This window comes from Massilia agilis, from assembly GCF_024756255.1.
GTDB classification, from domain to species: domain Bacteria; phylum Pseudomonadota; class Gammaproteobacteria; order Burkholderiales; family Burkholderiaceae_D; genus Telluria; species Telluria agilis.
In genome coordinates this window covers 226,780-244,549 of sequence record NZ_JANUHB010000003.1, presented here as the reverse complement: position 1 = coordinate 244,549, position 17,770 = coordinate 226,780, and the positions used below count along the sequence as shown (strand labels likewise).

The 17,770-nt window shown below is 66.9% G+C and carries 17 protein-coding genes; 11 read left to right on the top strand and 6 right to left on the bottom strand.

Annotated features, from left to right (window positions below; genetic code table 11):
- Positions 1-14 precede the first annotated feature (14 nt).
- The 3 genes from NX774_RS14670 to NX774_RS14660 are packed head-to-tail and all read right to left on the bottom strand — an operon-like array spanning position 15 to position 1,666.
- Positions 15-281 carry a hypothetical protein gene (locus NX774_RS14670; protein WP_258822984.1) on the bottom strand — a complete coding sequence of 89 codons (267 nt, stop codon included), beginning with the start codon at positions 279-281 and terminating at the stop codon, positions 15-17.
- Between the two features lie 25 nt (positions 282-306).
- Positions 307-1,395 (bottom strand): WD40/YVTN/BNR-like repeat-containing protein, encoded by a 1,089-nt coding sequence (locus NX774_RS14665; protein WP_258822983.1) that lies wholly within the window; start codon positions 1,393-1,395, stop codon positions 307-309.
- 1 nt (position 1,396) lies between these two features.
- Complete coding sequence (locus NX774_RS14660) at positions 1,397-1,666, bottom strand: ubiquitin family protein (protein WP_258822982.1); 270 nt, start codon at positions 1,664-1,666, stop codon at positions 1,397-1,399.
- Between the two features lie 139 nt (positions 1,667-1,805).
- Here NX774_RS14660 and NX774_RS14655 point away from each other — a divergent pair, with 139 nt between their 5' ends.
- Complete coding sequence (locus NX774_RS14655) at positions 1,806-2,114, top strand: hypothetical protein (protein ID WP_258822981.1); 309 nt, start codon at positions 1,806-1,808, stop codon at positions 2,112-2,114.
- 11 nt (positions 2,115-2,125) lie between these two features.
- On the opposite strand, the gene NX774_RS14650 is transcribed toward NX774_RS14655, so the two are convergent.
- Entirely contained in the window at positions 2,126-2,602 is a 477-nt protein-coding gene (locus NX774_RS14650; protein WP_258822980.1) for a hypothetical protein, read from the bottom strand.
- 220 nt (positions 2,603-2,822) lie between these two features.
- Between NX774_RS14650 and prsT the strand changes: the two genes are divergently transcribed.
- The 4 genes from prsT to NX774_RS14630 all read left to right on the top strand — a co-directional run bounded on the left by prsT (position 2,823) and on the right by NX774_RS14630 (position 8,404).
- Positions 2,823-5,603: an XrtA/PEP-CTERM system TPR-repeat protein PrsT gene (gene prsT, locus NX774_RS14645; protein WP_258822979.1), complete on the top strand. Its 2,781-nt coding sequence runs from the start codon at positions 2,823-2,825 to the stop codon at positions 5,601-5,603.
- A 255-nt stretch (positions 5,604-5,858) separates the two neighbouring features.
- Complete coding sequence (locus NX774_RS14640; protein WP_258822978.1) at positions 5,859-6,449, top strand: N-acyl amino acid synthase FeeM domain-containing protein; 591 nt, start codon at positions 5,859-5,861, stop codon at positions 6,447-6,449.
- 15 nt (positions 6,450-6,464) lie between these two features.
- Positions 6,465-7,340, top strand: coding sequence for a ThiF family adenylyltransferase (locus tag NX774_RS14635; RefSeq protein ID WP_258822977.1), 876 nt, complete (start codon positions 6,465-6,467; stop codon positions 7,338-7,340).
- Positions 7,337-8,404, top strand: a complete 1,068-nt coding sequence (locus NX774_RS14630; protein ID WP_258822976.1) for a nitroreductase family protein — start codon at positions 7,337-7,339, stop codon at positions 8,402-8,404. The genes NX774_RS14635 and NX774_RS14630 overlap by 4 nt, the downstream gene beginning before the upstream one ends.
- Positions 8,405-8,563: 159 nt before the next feature.
- Here the strand turns inward: NX774_RS14630 and pepA are convergent, their stop codons facing one another.
- The gene (gene pepA / locus NX774_RS14625; protein WP_258822975.1) at positions 8,564-9,424 is read right to left on the bottom strand and encodes a flocculation-associated PEP-CTERM protein PepA; all 861 of its coding nucleotides are present in this window, start codon (positions 9,422-9,424) and stop codon (positions 8,564-8,566) included.
- A 228-nt stretch (positions 9,425-9,652) separates the two neighbouring features.
- A complete protein-coding gene (locus tag NX774_RS14620; RefSeq protein WP_258822974.1) occupies positions 9,653-10,276 on the bottom strand; it encodes an XrtA/PEP-CTERM system exopolysaccharide export protein in 624 nt (207 codons plus the stop codon).
- Positions 10,277-10,799: 523 nt separating this feature from the next.
- On the opposite strand from NX774_RS14620, the gene NX774_RS14615 reads away from it, so the two are divergent.
- From NX774_RS14615 to NX774_RS14590, 6 genes are read left to right on the top strand one after another with little or no spacing between them, the layout of a single operon-like run.
- Positions 10,800-12,326, top strand: coding sequence for an XrtA system polysaccharide chain length determinant (locus NX774_RS14615; protein WP_258822973.1), 1,527 nt, complete (start codon positions 10,800-10,802; stop codon positions 12,324-12,326).
- Positions 12,327-12,349: 23 nt separating this feature from the next.
- Positions 12,350-13,252 (top strand): XrtA-associated tyrosine autokinase, encoded by a 903-nt coding sequence (locus NX774_RS14610; RefSeq protein ID WP_258822972.1) that lies wholly within the window; start codon positions 12,350-12,352, stop codon positions 13,250-13,252.
- A complete protein-coding gene (locus tag NX774_RS14605; protein ID WP_258822971.1) occupies positions 13,233-14,783 on the top strand; it encodes a TIGR03016 family PEP-CTERM system-associated outer membrane protein in 1,551 nt (516 codons plus the stop codon). Before NX774_RS14610 ends, NX774_RS14605 begins: the two co-directional genes overlap by 20 nt.
- A gap of 16 nt (positions 14,784-14,799) precedes the next feature.
- The gene (locus tag NX774_RS14600; RefSeq protein WP_258822970.1) at positions 14,800-15,795 is read left to right on the top strand and encodes an XrtA/PEP-CTERM system-associated ATPase; all 996 of its coding nucleotides are present in this window, start codon (positions 14,800-14,802) and stop codon (positions 15,793-15,795) included.
- A complete protein-coding gene (locus NX774_RS14595; protein WP_258822969.1) occupies positions 15,792-16,676 on the top strand; it encodes an XrtA system polysaccharide deacetylase in 885 nt (294 codons plus the stop codon). Before NX774_RS14600 ends, NX774_RS14595 begins: the two co-directional genes overlap by 4 nt.
- The gene (locus NX774_RS14590) at positions 16,673-17,767 is read left to right on the top strand and encodes a FemAB family XrtA/PEP-CTERM system-associated protein (protein WP_258822968.1); all 1,095 of its coding nucleotides are present in this window, start codon (positions 16,673-16,675) and stop codon (positions 17,765-17,767) included. The genes NX774_RS14595 and NX774_RS14590 overlap by 4 nt, the downstream gene beginning before the upstream one ends.
- The last annotated feature ends 3 nt before the right edge of the window (positions 17,768-17,770 follow it).

Below are 17,770 nucleotides of genomic sequence, written 5' to 3'. Positions count from 1 at the left end.
TCGGGCGGCTGCCTCTACTTGCTGAGGAGTTGAAGCAAGGCCGGCAGCAGTTGGGCGATAAAGACCGCGCCCACGACCCACACGATGATGCTCGCCTTGGCATCGGCAATGGCGGCCTTGGTCTCGCCCTTGAGTTCCGCCAGGTCGGTCCTGGTCGCACCGGTGGCTTTGATGACTGCAAGATCAGTCTTGATCGCGGCGAGGTCGGACTCAAGTTTGGCAAGGCGCGCTTCCATCTCGCCATCATACGACGTTCCCTCGTCGCCTGCGGTATCGTTCACGATCGCGCGCCCTTGTTCAGCTCTGCTACGCGAAACACACCGCATACACCGGCGGCAGCGTCAGCGACACCGTATGCCAGCTGTCGCCGCCGTTCTCCGACAGCCACACCCCGCCACTTTCCGACCCCATCAGCAGCGTATGGCCGTCATCGGCCACCGCCAGCGCGTGGCGGAACACCACGTCATAGCAGTGCTCCTGCGGCAGCCCGTCGCGCAGCACGTCGAAGCTCTTGCCGCCGTTGCGCGTGCGCGTGACCGCCATCGAGGCGCCCACCGGCACGCGCCGCATGTCCGACTCCAGCGGCACGAACCAGGCCGTCTCGCCGTCGCGCGGATGCACCGCCACCGCAAAACCGAAGCGCGACACCGGCGCTTCGCGAATCTCGTCCCAGGTCCGCCCGCCATTGGTCGACCGCCAGATGCCGTTGTGGTGCTGGCACCAGAGCTTGTCCGGCTCGCCCGCGCAGCGCACGATCCGGTGCGGGTCCTGGATTGCCTCGTTCTCGTGCTGCTCCGGCGGCATGTAGTCGGCGCGCATGCCGGTGGAACTCACTGCCCAGCTCTCGCCGCCATCCTCGCTGCGCCAGACGCCGCCGCAGGAAATGGCCACCGCCATCTTGTCGCTGTCGCGCGGATCGAGGCTGACGCTGTGGATCACCGGCGCATCGGCGCCACCGCCGAACCATTCCAGCCGCTGCGGCACATCCCACAGCGAGCGCACCAGTTCCCACGACGCGCCCCGGTCACGCGAGCGGAACAGTCCGCCAGGCTGGGTTCCGCACCACAGCACGCCGTCCTGCCCGGGCGCGCCGGGCGCCAGTGCCCAGATCAGCTTGGTCGTCCATTCGGCCGGGTCGGCGCTGTCCTCCGGCTTGGCCGGGTAGCTGGGCGTGGCGATCTCGTGCCACACCTGGCTGCCGGCATCGCGCCGGTGCAGCTTGACCCCGAAGTGGCCCAGGTTCAGCGCCGCGTACAGGCTGCCGTCGCGGCGGTCCGGCAGCGCCAGCGTCACCGGCTCGCCCAAAAAGTGCACCGGGCCGATGTCCCAGCCGTGGCCGGTCCTGGACAGTTCGAACAGGCCCTTGCGGGTGGAAAGGTATGCGCGGTCGCTCATGTCAACCTCCGGAAAGTGCTTGCAGCACGTACACCTTGCTGTCGGGTTGGAGTGGATCGTCCAGCCGCCTGCGGTCCAGGCAGCGCCGGCCGTCGATGAAGATCACCACGTTCTGGCGCAGGTGGCCCTGGTCATCCAGCACGTAGCCGCGCAGGCGCGGGTTGGCGTCGAAGGCACACTCCAGCGCCGCGCGCAGCTCGCCGGCGCCGGTCTCGACCTGCGGCACGTGGGTGAAGCGGGCGAGCTGCTGGGTGAAGAAGACGTGCGCCATGCCTTGCTCCTGCAACAGGTGATGCACGGATTCTAGACGCGTCGTTGTCGTTTGACTATCTGTTTGCTTGTCCAGTCCCGCGCGCACAAAGCGCACCGCTGGCCTAGAATGAAACCGTGTCCACCAGTGGAGCCGCCGCATGCCGATCCAGCCCGAACAACTCGCCGCGCTCATGCACGAGGTCGAACAGGAAGACCCGATCGACTTCGCCGACCTGCCCTTTCCCGAGGACGAACTGCGCCAGCTCGTGGCCAGCCACCTGTGCGAGATGGCCGCGTCGATGGAGAACTTCAGCACCGAGGACCGCTTGATGACCCTGCTCGCGGTGTCGGCCAAGCTGGTGCTCGAAAACCTGGTGCTGCACGTGCAGCTGCTGCGGCGCCACGGCCTGCCGGTGGGCGAGAACGTCGAGGCCCTGCTGAACAAGCTGCGCAAGCGCGACGGATAGGCCGCGACCACTCAGTGCGCCAGCCCCGTGCGGCGCCTGGCACGCGCGGCGCGGATATCGAGTGCGATCACGCCCGCGGCCACAAGCGCGAACGCGGCAAGACGCCCGCGGTCGGCCTTGCGGTCCAGCGCCGCCGCGCCGATGAGGCCGGTGTCGAGCACGTCGGACAGCACGCGCGCGTTGCGCCAGCCATGCGACGCCGGGCGGGCCAGCATGCCGGCGCCCACCACCATGTCGCGCGCGCCCACCGCGCGCAGCAGCCAGCTGGGGTAAGCCATCCCCACCATGTGCGCGAACATACCCGGCGCGAACACCTGCCACGCCCCGAACGTCAAGCTGATCCATCCGGCTGCCGCCACTACCCGCAGCGGCCCGCTGGACGTGGGCACCGCCCTGGCACCGCCCGCGCCGGCGGTGGCGATCGCGCCACCTTCCCCGGGCGCAAATGGTACGGCCACCGCCGGTGATTGCTCCAGACTGGTTTCCATGCACACTCCCTGATGCTTCGACAACGCCGTCCACCATTAGTGTGGCCGCATGTTCCGCTTGTTCCCGTCGGCGCGTGCCGTCCCTTGAGCTGACGCTATGCACAGCGGTTTCAGTTGTGCGACGTGCAATCAATTTCTTTTGTACTCTTGTCCGACAGGAAATTTAGCCATCGGTAATCCACCACTGGCAGCAACACCCGGACAAAGAGGGAATAAAACCATGCCGCATCGTTTCACAAAGGGAAAACTCAGTGCCGCCGTGATGTGCGCGGTGGTGCTGCTGGGCGCGGGCTTGAGTGGCTGCAATGACAACAAACCAACCAGCAAACTGTTGCAGGACGCGCAACAATATCAACAGAAAGGCGACCACAAGGCCGCGCTGATCCAGCTGAAGAACGCGGTGGCGCAAAGCCCCGAGGATGGCGAGGCGCGCCTGCGCCTGGGCGAACTGCACCTGGACATGGGCGACAGCGCCTCGGCAGAGAAGGAACTGCGCAAGGCGGCCAGCCTCGGCGCGCCGCCACAGCGCACCCTGCCGCTGCTGGCGCGCCTGATGCTGTCCCAGGGCCAGTACAAGCAGCTGCTGGACGAGATTACACCACAAGCGGCGCAGGGCTCCGCACAGCTGCTGGCGATGCGCGGCGACGCCTTCGTGGCGCTGGGCGACCCGGTCCACGCCAAACAAGCCTACGAACAGGCGCTGGCGGTGGACCAGCACGCCGGCGACGCGCTCACTGGCCTGGCGCGCAACGCCATCGCCCAGGGCGACCGCCAGGCCGGCGAACGCTACACCGCCGACGCCATCGCGCGCGACCCCGGGAACCCGGAAGTGTGGATGTTCAACGGCACCATGCTGCGCGCCGCCGGCAAGCCGGCCGAAGCGCTGGCCGCATTCGACAAGGCGCTCGCGCTCAAGCCCGAGCACCGCTCGGCGCACGTCGAGAAAGCCTACATCGAGATCGAGCAAGGCAAATTCGATGCCGCGAAGGCCGACCTGGACGCAGCCCGCAAGAACGCGCCCGGCAGCCTGCTGGTGACCTACAGCCAGGCCATGCTCGACTTCAGCCAGGGCAAATTCGCCGCCGCGCAGGAATCGCTGCAAAAGGTGCTCAAGAGCGCGCCGGAACACATGCCGAGCATCCTGCTGGCCGGCGCCGTCGAGCTGAACATGGGCGCCACGCAGCAGGCCGAACAGCACCTGCGCAAGTACCTCGGGATCAATCCCGACAACCTCTACGCCCGCAAGCTGCTGGCCCAGACCCTGCTCAAGAGCGGGCAGCCGAACGATGCGGTGGCCGCGCTCGCGCCGGTCCTCAAGCAGGCGCCGCAGGACGCCCAGCTGCTCGCGCTGGCCGGCGAATCGTACATGCAGGTGCACGACTTTAACCAGGCCAGCGCCTACTTCGAGAAAGCGGCCGCGCTGGCGCCGAAAGCGGCGGTCGTACACACTTCGCTGGGCCTGGCGCGCCTGAACCAGGGCGAGCACGACAAGGCCATCAGCGAGCTGCAACTGGCCACCGAGCTGGACCCGGCATCGGCCAGCGCCGGCTTTGCCCTGGTGCAGGCCCAGGTATCGGCGCGGCAGTACGACAAGGCGCTGGCCACCGTGGACAAGCTGGCGCAGCGCCAGCCGGGCAACGCGGCGGTGCAGAACCTCAAGGGCGGCGTGTACCTGGCCAAGGGCGACAAGGCCGCGGCCCGCGCCGCGTTCGACAAGGCGCTGTCGCTGCAGCCGAACTATTTCACCGCCGTGGCCAACCTCGCCCAGCTCGACCTGGCCGACAACCAACCCGACGCGGCGCGCGCGCGCTTCGAAGCCTTCCTGCAAAAGGAGCCCAAGAACTTCGGCGCCATGGCCGCCCTGGCCGAGCTGCTGGCGGCGCAGGACAAGCCGGCCGAGGCGACCGCCTGGCTGGAAAAGGCCAGCAACGCCAACCCCGATGCGGTGGGACCGGCGCTGAAACTCGGCGCCCAATACCTGCGCACGCGCCAGCCGCAAAAGGCGCTGACGCTGGCACGCAAGTTCCAGACCGCCAACCCGACCAACCCGGATGTGCTCGACCTGCTGGGCCAGTCGCAGCTGGCCAACAAGGACCAGGCCGGCGCGCTTGAAACCTACAGCAAGCTGGCCAACGTGCTGCCGAAATCGGCCATGGCCCAAATGCGCATGGCCAGCGTGCACGCGCTGATGAAGAACGACAGCGCGGCCGCCGAAGACCTGCGCCGCGCGGCCGAGCTGCAACCGGACCTGGTCGATGCCCGCGTCGCCCAGGTCGAACTGGCCATGCGCCGCGGCCGGGTGGACGAGGCGCTGGCGGCGGCGCGCCAGGTGCAAAAGCGCCCGGCCCAGGCCACGCTCGGCTACATGCTCGAAGGCGACATCCACCTCAGCCAGAACAAGGCGCCGCTCGCGCTGGCCGCCTACCAGAAAGCGTACGCCACCACGCCCACGCCGCAGTTGCTGGTGAAGGTCGCGCAGGTGCTGAAACTGACGGGCAAGGAAAAAGAATCGGAGCAGCTGATCGGCCAGTGGCGCCGCGCCCACCCGGACGAGCCGGTGGTGGCGCTGTACGTGGCCGAGTCGCAGCTGGCGAACAAACAATTCAAGCCAGCCATCGCCCTGCTCGAGCAGGTGGTGAAGAACGACCCGAAACACGCGGTCGCGCTGAACAACCTGGCCTGGGCCTACCAGCAGGAGAAAGACCCGCGCGCGCTCGCCACCGCCGAGCAGGCGCTCAAGCTCACCGGCGACAGCCCGGCAGTGATGGACACGCTCGGCTGGATGCTGGTCGAGCAGGGCAACACGCAGCGCGGCGTGCCGCTGCTGCAGAAGGCGGTGGCGCTGGCACCCGCGGCGGCGGACATCCGCTACCACCTCGCGTTCGGCCTGTCCAAGGCCGGCGACAAGGACGGCGCGCGCAAAGAGCTCGACAAATTGCTCGGGGAAAATCGTCCCTTCGCACAACTCGACGAGGCGCGCTCGCTGCGCAAGATGCTGTGAACGGGATGCAAGGCAAAACGCGGCGCGCCGCGGCACGCGGCGCATGCTGCGGCCAGGCGCGGGGAGGCGGCGGCGATGGCGGACAAGGCACAAACTGACCAGCACCCGCTTACGGATGAGGCCGTATCGGGCGCTGCCGACCAGGGCGATCGGGCTAAGATTGCGGCCTCTGCACTAGAGGATGTAGTCGTGACCCAGGATTCCTATGGCATCCGTCTGACTGATACTGCGGAAGGCCGGAGCTCGGCCAGCTTGTTGATCAACAAGATGTATGCCTGGCGGGGCTATGCCGGCACCCACCAGATCGTCGACGACCCCAACCGCATGACCCTGACCGCAACCGACCACGGGCGCGTGGTGGGCACGCTCACCATCGGCATGGACGCGCCGGTCGGCCTGTCCGCGGACCAGGTCTTCAAGGAAGAACTGGACGAGATGCGCGAACGCGGCGCGCGCCTGTGCGAGTTCACCAAGCTCGCGTTCGACCCGTCGGTCAAGTCGAAGACTTCGCTGGCCAACCTGTTCCACCTGGCCGTGATCTACGCGCGCGACATCCACCACCGCACCGACATCGTGATCGAAGTGAACCCGCGCCACCGGCGCTTCTACGAGCAGATGCTGGGCTTTAAGCAGCTCGGCGAGCTCAAGACCAACCCGCGCGTGAACGCGCCGGCCTACCTGCTGCGCGTGGAGCTCGACTTCGTGACCGAACAGATCAGGCAGTACGGCGGCACCTTCAGCGAAAAGAGCACGGGCCGCTCGTTCTATCCGTATTTCTTCTCCCCGCGCGAAGAGCAGGGCATCATCAACCGGCTGCTGCGCATCGACGAGCAGCAGCTCGCATGAGCGCGAGGTAACACCGTGCACCACAGTCCCTTCGTCTACGAACAGGCATTCGCCCGCAACATCGGCTGGGTCACGCCGGCCGAGCAGCAGGCGCTGCGCAATAAGCGCGTGGCGATTGCCGGTGGCGGCGGGGTCGGCGGCGTGCACCTGCTCACGCTCGCGCGCCTTGGCGTCGGGCGCTTTCGCATCGCCGACTTCGACACCTTCGACATCGTCAACTTCAACCGCCAGGTGGGCGCGATGATGTCCACGCTGGGCGAACCGAAGGCCGAGGTGCTGGCGCGCATGGCACGCGACATCAACCCCGAGATCGAGATCGAGGTGTTCGACCAGGGTGTGAATGCCGGTAACCTGCACGCCTTCCTCGACGGCGCCGACCTGTACGTGGACGCGCTCGACTTCTTCGCGTTCGACATCCGCCAGCGCACTTTCGCGATGTGCTTCGAACTGGGCGTGCCCGCCACCACCGCCGCGCCGCTGGGCATGGGCGCCGCACTGCTCACCTTCATGCCGGGGCAGATGAGCTTTGAAGAGTACTTCCAGTGGGGCGACCTGCCCGATGTGGAAAAGGCGGTCCGCTTCGTCGTGGGCCTGGCGCCGGCGGGCCTGCACCGGCCCTACCTGGTGGTGCCGGAAGCGGTCAATTTCGCCGAGCGGCGCGGGCCGTCCACCTTCATGGCCTGCCAGCTGTGCGCCGGCATCGCGGCCACCGAGGCGCTCAAGATCCTGCTGGGCCGCGGCCGCGTGCTGGCCGCGCCCTGGGGCGTGCAGTTCGATGCCTACCGCAACAAGCTGGCGCGCACCTGGCGCCCGGGCGGCAACCGCAACCCGCTGCACCGCTTGATGATCGCGATCGGCCGGCGCCAGCTGGCAAAGGCGGCGCAGCCATGATGCCGACCGGCGCAATGCGCAAGATCCTGGACCTGGCGCGCTGGGCGCCGTCCGGCGACAACACCCAGGTGTGGCGCTTCGAAGTGCTGGGACCGGACCACGTGCTGGTGCATGCGTGGGACACGCGCGCGGAGTGCGTGTACGACCTGGACGGGCACCCGAGCCAGATCTCGATCGGCACGCTGCTCGAAACGATCGCCATCGCCGCGAGCGCCCACGGCCTGCGCGCCGACGTGCGCCGCCGTCCCGACCGCCCGGTCGAGTCCCTGCAGTTCGACGTCCGGCTGGTGCCCGACGCGGGCATCCAACCCAGCCCGCTCATCGACGCCATCACGCGCCGCACGGTGCAGCGCCGGCCAATGCGCACACGCGCGCTCACCGCGCTCGAGAAAGAGGCGCTGGAACAGTCGCTCGGGAAAGGCTATACGCTCACATGGCTGGAGAGCGCGGGCGAGCGCCTGCGCGCGGCGCGGCTGATGTACGCCAACGCCGCCCTGCGCCTGTCGATGCCCGAGGCATTCGAGGTCCACCGCCGCATCATCCACTGGAACGCCTCGCGCAGCCCGGACAAGGTGCCCGACCGCGCGCTGGGCGTGGACCCGGGCACGCTGCGCCTGATGCAGTGGGCGATGGCGAGCTGGCGCCGCATGTCGATGGTGAACCGCATGCTTGGCACCTGGGCGCCGCGCCTGCAGATGGACTTCATTCCCGCGCTCGCGTGCGCCGCCCACTTCGTGCTCAAGGCGCGGCGCGCGCCGGCTTCGGTCGACGACTACATCGATGCCGGCCGGGCGCTGCAGCGGTTCTGGCTCACGCTCACGAAGCTGGGCCTGTTCATGCAGCCCGAGATGACGCCGCTGATCTTCTCCAAGTACGTGCGCGAACGCCGCCCCTTCACGCAAACCGGGCGCCTGCACGGCGTGGCCGCACGCCTTGAGCGCGAGGCGCGCGCGCTGATCTTCACCGACGCGCTGCATCCCGTGTACATGGGCCGCGTCGGCGCCGGCCCCGCACCGACGGCGCGCTCGGAACGCCTGCCGCTCGAGCAGTTGCTCATCCCCTGACCATCCACCTGTTGAACGCGTGGGCAGAATCTGCCCACCCTACGAAACAACCGGTAGGGTGGGCAGGTCTCCTGCCCACGCGTCCAACCAGCTTTAACACGGCCGAAAAAAAGAGCGGGACGAGCCCGCTCTTAAACCATTCGAACGTGATCCCAGGGATCAGGCCTTCTTCGCGCGCTTGCGGCTCACGACGCCAGCGCCCAGCATGGCGATGCCGAACAGTGCCAGCGAGCCCGGCTCCGGCACTTCTGCCAGCTTGAACTGGCCGTTGGTGCCCAGGAAGAAGTACTGGCCCGCCGCGTTGGCGTATGCCGAGCCATCGCAGCCGGCGCCGGTGAAGCCGGCAAACTGGCAAGCCACTTCCGACACCAGCATGCCATTGGGGTCCTGCAGCGGGTTGGCATTGGTGAAGGCGAACGACAGCACGCTTTCATTCGACAGGTCGTCACCATTGCCACGGAAGAAGTAGCCCGGAGCCAGGTCGCCTGCGCTGGCCTTGGCGTTGACGGTCACCTGGCCGTTCGAGACCGGGTTGCCGAACTGGTCCACCTTGCCGCCGCCGCCAGCGAGCACGTCGAAGGTGGCGATCAGGTTGCCCAGGTTGGCGCCGTAGATGCCGGCGCTGGTGCCATACTGGCCGCTGGTCGGGTTCTGGTAGATCTTGATCAGGCCGCCGCCGAAGGTGAAGCTGCCGGACAGGGTGCCGGTGCCGTAGGCCTCGAAGGTGGCGGTGATGTTGCCGCCCGGGTAAGTCACCGGGAACAGTTTGAAGTTGCTGTCGGCCTGCGGGATGTTGAAGACCGAGTGCTCCTTGAAGCTGAAGCTCGAAGTGCCGGTCGAGCTCAACTGGATGAACGAATTGCCGTTCACATCCAGGTATTCGCCGATCGTCTGGCCGCTCGCGAAGCCGCCGCCAACCGGGTTGAACACCCAGTCGTTCATGACGACGCCCGCGTTCGCGGTACCAGCAAAGGCCAGGGCAACAGCAGCAGCGCAAGCAAATTTGTTCAGCAGTTTCATGATTTATCGTCCTCGATGTGAATAATTAATTTCTCGCCAACACGCCCTACATTTAGCAATCGCCGTGCCAGCTCATCAAGTTCTTTTGTTTTCAATGACTTAGTTGACGCAGCCCCTGGCTCGGCGGCTGCGGTGTAAGGTTTTCCGACAGCCGCTTGCGCGGGATCCGATGCGCAAAAGAAAAACGCCGCCCGGAGGCGGCGCGAAGGAAGCCCGGCTTGTGGCCGGTCAGAAGAAGCTCTCGGGAATCACCAGCACGTCGCCGGGCCGCATCGCCACATTGGCCGACACGTCGCCGTCGCGCACCAGGTCGTCCAGGCGCACGGCCAGCCGCTGCGGCTTGCCATCGACGTTGCGGATGATGGTGGCGCGGTTGCCGGCGGCAAAATCGGTTACGCCGCCAACGGCGATCAGCACATCCATCAGCGACATGTCGCGCTTGTACGACAGCGCCTGCGGCTTGGCGGCCTGCCCGATCACGCGGATCTGTTCGCTGTAATTGCCGATAAAGTTGGTCACCACCACCGTCACCACCGGCTGCTGGATGTATTTCGACAGCGACTTTTCAATGTCGCGCGCCAGTTCGCTGGAAGTCTTGCCGGCCGCCTGCAGGTCCTCGACCAGCGGCGTGGTGATCTTGCCGTCCGGACGCACGGGCACCGACATCGACACCTCCGGATTGCGCCACACGATGATGTTGACGGCGTCGCCCGGACCGATCTTGTAGTCGGCGTTGGCGGTGACGGCCTGGCTTTCGGCCGGGGCCGGCGCGGTGGCGCAGCCGCCCAGCAGCAGGGCCAGGCTCGCGGTGGCGGCCAGGATCGCAGTCCTGGCAATCGGTTGATATGTCATTTCCTTGTTCTCCTTCGTGGTTGACGACCTTGTCTTCGAGTCAACCCAGGCCGGCCTAAAAGTTGCAATTTACCCATCAATTTCCTGTTGAGTCGGAACTATAGTGCTTTTGGAAAAGACGCCGCGCACGGGAGAACATTTCACGTTTTCACGCTCCTGATTCCCCTCTCCGGTGCCCTCACCCTACCCACCCGCATGGCCGTTTCCCCAGTGGCGGCGCGGCGCACGGCTTCACCAAGCTCAACCGTGCTACGTGAAATTTTTTTTCTCACTACAATCAAATCGTTTAATTTTTGGCAACAATGCAAACCGGCATGCGAAAGGAAAACAACTGTTTGCATGAGCTAACAAGAGTTCATTGCTTGCCAAACCAAAACTTGGGTGCGGTAACGCACGGAAGTTTGATTGCAGAAACGACACCTTAGTAATTCACGACGGAAATTTCATCGCGGAACTCGCATCCGCCCAACAAGCAGGCAACAACCTCGCCCCCAGCCGGGCATTTTTTAGACGAGACAAGCAAATGGCAGAAATGACGGCCGCACTCCACCACTTCCTCAAGGCGATTGGCAAGTACCGCTGGCACGCGGTCGCCATCACGTGGACCGTTGCGCTGGTCGGCTGGGCGATCGTGCTCAAGCTGCCCAACCAGTACGAGACCTCGGCCCGCGTGTACGTCGATACCCAGACCATCCTCAAGCCCCTGCTGTCCGGGATGACCACCCTGCCCAACCTGGAGCAGCAGGTGGTGTTCATGCGCCGCACGCTCCTGAGCCGCCCCAACGTCGAAAAGCTGATGCGCATGGTGGACCTGGACGTGAAGGCCGGCGACGCCAGGGAGCACGACAAGATGGTCGATGAGCTCATGGACAAGATCAAGATCGCCGGCACCGAGCGCGACGACATCTACACCATCAGCTACACCGCCCCCAACCCCAAGCTGGGCCGCGACGTGGTGCAGTCGCTGCTGACCATGTTCGTCGAGGGCAGCTTCGGCGGCAAAAAGCAGGATTCCGAGAAGGCGGTGCAGTTCATCGACGACCAGATCAAGACCTACGAGGAAAAGCTGGCCAACGCCGAGAACGCACTCAAGGATTTCAAGATCAAGAACGTGGGCATGCTGCCGCGCGACGGCGCCGACTATGGCGCCAAGCTGGCCGACGCCACCGAGCAGCTGAACCAGGCGCGCCTGGAACTGGCCGAGGCCGAGCAGGCGCGCAATGCGATCCGCCACCAGATCGCCGGCGATGGCAAGGGCGAGAAGCTCGATCCGGCGCTGGCCGACAAGGAGCTCGACGACCGCATCGCAGCCGTGACCAAGAACCTGGACGCGCTGCGCATGCAGTACACCGACCAGCACCCGGACATCATCGCCAGCCGCCGCCTGCTCGACCAGCTGCAGGCGCGCAAGAAGGACGAGTTGAGCCATCCGAAGCGCAGCCTGGACCCGGGCGCCTCGTACAGCCCGATGCTGCAGCAGCTGAACGTGAGCCTGTCCGCGGCCGAAGCACGCGTCGCGTCGCTCAAGGCCCGCGTGGGAGAACACGCCGCGCGCGTGGCCCGCCTGCGCGCCCAGGGCACCGTGATTCCCGAAGTGGAAGCCCAGCTCGCGCAGCTGAACCGCGACTACCAGGTCAACCGCGAGAACTACCAGAAGCTGGTCGAGCGCCGCGAATCGGCGCGCCTGTCGGGCGACCTGTCCTCGGCCACCGACATGCTGACCTTCCGCGTGGTGGACCCGCCGACCGCGCCCACCAAGCCGTCCGGCCCGAACCGCCTGCGCCTGTTCTCGCTGGTGTTCGTGTTCGCGCTCGGCGCCGGCGTGGCGGGCGCCTTCCTGATGAGCCAGGTGCGCCCGACCTTCCTGTCGTACGCGTCGCTGCGCGAAGTGACCGGCCTGCCGGTGCTGGGCAGCGTGGGCATGAACTGGACCGAGCGCGAGCGCGTGCGCCACCGGCGCCGCCTGTACGCGCTGGCCTGCTCGGTGCTGGTGCTGTTCGGGACCTACGGCGCCGGCGTGGCCGCGATCGTGGCGCGCCCCGCGCTGTAACGGATAGAACACAAGGAGTCATCGTGAGCATTATCGAAAAAGCGGCCAGCCGCATCGACCTGCAGCGCGCAAGCGCCGCCCAACCCATCCCCACCGGCGCCGAACCGGAAACCGCCGCCGCGTTCGTGCCGCCGGTGCCGCCCGCGCTGCCGCTGCCCGGGTTCGACGCGGCCACCGCCGCGCCGGTCGTTCGCCCTGCCGCCAAAACGGTCGATCTGGACCTGGAGCGCATGCGCAAGATGGGCCTGGTCACCGCGGCCGGCGGGCGCACCCAGCTGCTCGAGGAATTCCGCATTATCAAGCGCCCGCTGCTGCAGCGCGCCTTCGCCGCGCGCACGCCGGGCGACAAGCCGGCCAACCTGGTCATGATCACCAGCTCGCTGCCGGGCGAGGGCAAGACCTGGTGCGCGATCAACCTGGCCATGAGCATTGCGATGGAGCTCGACCACACCGTGCTGCTGGTCGAGGCCGACGTGGCGCGGCCATCGGTGTTGCGCACGCTCGGCCTGCCCAACCAGAGCGGCCTGATGGACGTGCTGGCAGATGCCCGCCTGGACGTGGCCGATGTGATGCTGCGCACGAACGTGGACACGCTGTCGATCCTCCCGGCCGGCACCTCCACCGCGCGTTCGACCGAACTGTTGGCCAGCTCGGGCATGAGCTCGCTGCTGCACGAGATCGCGACGCGCTACCCGGACCGCGTGGTGATCTTCGATTCACCGCCGCTCTTGATGACCAGCGAAGCGCGCGTCCTGGCCAGCCACATGGGCCAGATCGCACTGGTGGTGGAAGCCGAGCAGACCACCCAGCACGCGGTGCTGGAAGCGATCAGCCAGCTTGAAGGCTGCAGCAACGTCAACCTCATCTACAACAAGACCAGGGACTTCCCGGGCCTCGACGCGGCGTATGGCTATCACTACGGTTAAGCTGCCGCGGCTGGCGCCGGTCGCACTGGCGCTGCTCGCGGTAGCGCCACAATGCCACGCGGGCTGGCGCTTTACCCCGTTTGTCGGCGTCACCGAGACCTTCACCGACAACGTCGCGCTGCAGCCGGACGAGCAGGCGCGCAGCGCGTGGATCGGCGAGGTCACGCCCGGCTTTGCGCTGACCGGCCGCACGCCGCGCTTGTCGCTGGCGGCGATGACGCGCTGGCACGTGTTCGCTTACGAGGGCAAGCGCATGCCCGGCACCGCCGACAGCGTGAACCAGTACAACGCCAACGCGCAGATGCGCGTGGTGGACGACTGGCTGTACGTGGACGCCCTCGCCTCCGGCGGCCCGCAATCGGTGTCGGCGTTCGGGCCGCAGGCGGCGGTCACCGGCAACCTCTGGGCCACCGGCAACCGCGCCAACGTGCACACCTGGCGCGTGAGCCCCTACGTGCGGCACCGCTTCGGCGGCAGCGCCGACCTGACCGTGCGCTACCTGCGCGACTCGGTGGACGCCGGGCGCAACCTGCTGGGCACCAGCGAGGGCCGCACCGTGGCCGCCAGCCTGGCCAGCGGGTCGTCGTTCTACACGCTCGGCTGGAGCCTCGATTATTCCAAGCAGGACCTGGACAACAAGCTGATGGGGCCCTCGTCATCCGAGAACGCGATGGGCACGCTGCGCCTGCGCCTGAGCCGCAGCTTTGCGCTCACCGCAAGCCGCGGCTACGACCGCTATGACTTCCAGTCGCTGGGCGGGCGCACCGCCGGCGCCAACTGGGCCGGTGGGTTCATCTGGGCGCCATCGAGCCGCACCAGCGTGCGCGCGAGCTTCGGCCATCGCTATTTCGGCCCGAGCGGCTCGCTCTCGGCCAGCCACCGGCGCCGCCACAGCGTGTTCAACCTGTCCTACAGCGACGAGATCACCACCGCGCGCTCGCAATTCCTGCTGCCGGCCACGTTCGACACCGCGGCCATGCTGGACAAGATGTTCACCACCTCCTTCCCCGACCCGGCCGCGCGCGCCCAGGCGGTGGAGGCGTACATGAAGCTGGCCGGACTGCCGCCCACGCTGGCCGACAGCATCAACTACTTCAGCAACCGCTTCATGCGGCAAAAGCAGCTGCACGCGTCGATGGGCCTGAACGGCGCACACGGTAGCTGGCTGCTGTCGGCCTACGACACCAGGCGCGAGGCGCTGTCGCTGGCGCAAAGCGACAGCCAGTTCCTCGGCAGCGAGCTGGCCACCGCCAGCCAGGACACGCGCCAGCGCGGCGTGTCGTCCACCTACACCTACCGCGTTTCGTCGCGCACCAGCGCCTCGCTGTCGGCGCTGGCCTTCCGCACGCAGTCGCTCTCGACCGGCCTTGCGCAGGACACGCGCACCGTGCGGTTCGGGATGAACCACCAGCTCAGCGACCGCATGCAGGCGGCATTCGAAGTGCGGCATGCGCGCGGCGCGTCCAGCGCCCTGAACGCCAAGACCTACACCGAGAACGCGGTGTCGGCCACCCTGTCCATCCAGCTTTAAGCGGAGCGAGAACACGATGTACGAAACCTACTATGGATTGTCGGCCAAGCCGTTCCAGCTGCGCCCCGACCCGCACTTCTACTTCGCCAGCCACGGCCACAAGCGCGCCATGGCCTACCTGGAATACGGCCTGTCGCAGGGCGAGGGCTTCATCGTCATCACCGGCGAAGTCGGCGCCGGCAAGACCACGCTGGTGCGCAACCTGTTCAACCGCATGCCCAAGGACCAGATCGTCGCGGCGCACATCGTCAACACGCACCTGGACGCCGACGACGCGCTGCGCATGGTGGCCTCGGCATTCGGCCTGCCCACCGATGGCGCATCCAAGGCCACCCTGCTGGCGCGCCTGGAACAGTTCCTGCGCCTGACGGGGCGGCAAGGCAGGCGCGCGCTGCTGGTCATCGACGAGGCACAGAACCTGAACGCGGGCACGGTGGAAGAGCTGCGCATGCTGTCGAACTTCCAGACCGACTCGCAGTGCCTGCTGCAGACCTTCCTGCTCGGCCAGCCCGAGTTCCGCGCCACCCTGCACAGCCCGACCATGCAGCAGCTGCGCCAGCGCGTGATCGCCAGCTACCACCTCGGGCCGATGGACGCCCAGGAGACGCGCGCCTACATCGAACACCGCCTGCAGACGGTGGGCTGGAAGGGCGACCCGGCGTTCTCGGCCGAGGCGCACGCTGCGGTCTACGCCTACAGCGGCGGCATTCCGCGCAAGACCAACACGCTGTGCGACCGCATCCTGCTGATGGGCTTCCTGGAAGAGCTGCACGCGTTCGGCGCGGCCGAAGTACAGGCCGTGGTGAACGACATCAGCGAGGAATTCGAGCTGCCCGGCCAGCAGTTCGAGCACACCGCCGCAGCCGCGCCGCAGGCCGCAGCACCGGGCGACTCGATCGACGAGCGCATGACGCGCCTGGAGACATCGATGGTCTCGATGCTTTCGCTCCTGAAGAACATGGTGGCCGCGCCCCGCGGCGCGCTCGCCCAGCCCGCGGACGGTGCCCAATGAGGATGAACGAGCCAGCGCTGCAGGCAGGGCGCGCCAGCACGGGACCGGTGGTCAACGCGATGACCTGCGACGTCGAAGACTACTTCCAGGTGTCCGCCTTCGCTCCTTTCATTTCGCGCGACAGCTGGCCGGCGCGCGAATGCCGGGTCGAGGCGAACATGGAGCGCATCCTTGCCCTGTTTGCCGACAACGGCGTCAAGGCGACGTTCTTCACGCTCGGCTGGATCGCCGAGCGCTACCCGAACGTGGTGCGGGCGATCGTCGCGCAGGGCCACGAGCTGGCCAGCCACGGCTACAGCCACCTGCGCGCGAGCGACCAGGGCCGCGCCGAGTTCGCGCGCGACATCCGGCGCAGCAAAGCGCTGCTGGAAGACATCGCTGGCGCCGCGGTGGTGGGCTACCGCGCACCGAGTTTTTCGATCGGCGCGGACAACCTGTGGGCGCTCGATGAACTGCTCGACGCCGGCTACCGCTACAGCTCGAGCATCTACCCGATCCGGCACGACCACTACGGCATGCCGCACGCGCCGCGCTTTGCCTTCCACCCGACTGGCCCGGACGGACTGCTCGAGGTGCCGATCACCACCGTGCGCCTCATGCAGCGCAACCTGCCCGCGGGCGGCGGCGGCTACTTCCGCCTGCTGCCATACACCCTGTCGCGCTGGATGATGGAACGCGTGAACCGCATCGACGGCCAGGCGGCGATCTTTTACTTCCACCCGTGGGAGATCGACCCCGGCCAGCCGCGTCCGCAGGGGCTGTCGCCCAAGGCGCGCTTCAGGCACTACATCAACATCGACCGGATGGAACAGCGCATCCGGCAGCTCACCCGCGACTTTGCGTGGGACCGCATGGACCGCATTTTCCTGGACAAGCAATGACCATCATCGAACTGGCACAATCCAAGCGCGCCGCCCCGATCTTGGCGAGCGGGCCGCACACCCTGCACCTGATGCAACCGCACGAGCACGCCCGCTGGGACGCGTTCGTTCGCACCTGCCCCGACGCGACCTTCTTCCACCTCTCCGGATGGCAGAAGGTGATCGAGGAATCGTTCGGCATCCGGACCTGGTTCTACTACGTGCAGCAGGACGGCCAGATCCAGGGCGTGCTGCCGCTGGCGCAGATCAAGAGCCGCCTGTTCGGGCACTCGCTGGGGGCGATGCCGTTCTGCGTGTACGGCGGCGTTGCGGCGGTCACCGACACCGCACGCAAGATGCTCGACGACGCGGCGCACGCACTGGCGCAAGAACTTGGCGTAGGCCACCTGGAATACCGCGGCATGCGCCGCGCGCACCCGGACGACCCCGAGTGGCACACCAAGGAACTGTACGTCACCTTCCGCAAACCGATCTCGGGCGATGACGAAGAAAACATGAACGCCATCCCGCGCAAGCAGCGCGCCATGGTGCGCAAGGCGATCAAGCTCGGACTGGTGGGCGAGGTGGACGACAACGTGGACCGCCTGTTCGACGCCTACGCACAGAGCGTGCACCGCCTGGGCACCCCGGTGTTCCCGAAGAAGTACTTCGCGCTGCTGCAGCAGGTATTCGGTAACGAGTGCGAGGTGCGCACCATTACCACGGCCACCGGCGAACTGGTGGCGTCGGTGCTGAGCTTTTACTGGCGCGACGAGGTGGTGCCCTACTACGGGGGCGGCACGGCGCTGGCGCGCGAGGTCGCCGGCAACGACTTCATGTACTGGAACCTGATGCAGGCCGCAAGCGCGCGAGGCTGCCGGCTGTTCGATTTCGGTCGCAGCAAGCTGGGCACGGGCGCCTACGACTTCAAGAAGAACTGGGGTTTCACCGCGCAGCCGCTGCCCTACGAGTACAAGCTGTATGCCGCGTCCAGGCTCCCGGACAACAACCCGCTCAACCCGAAGTACCAGCTCTTCATCCGAATGTGGAAGAAGCTGCCGCTGCCGGTCGCCAACGCGCTCGGCCCGTACATCGTGCGCAACCTGGGGTAAGCA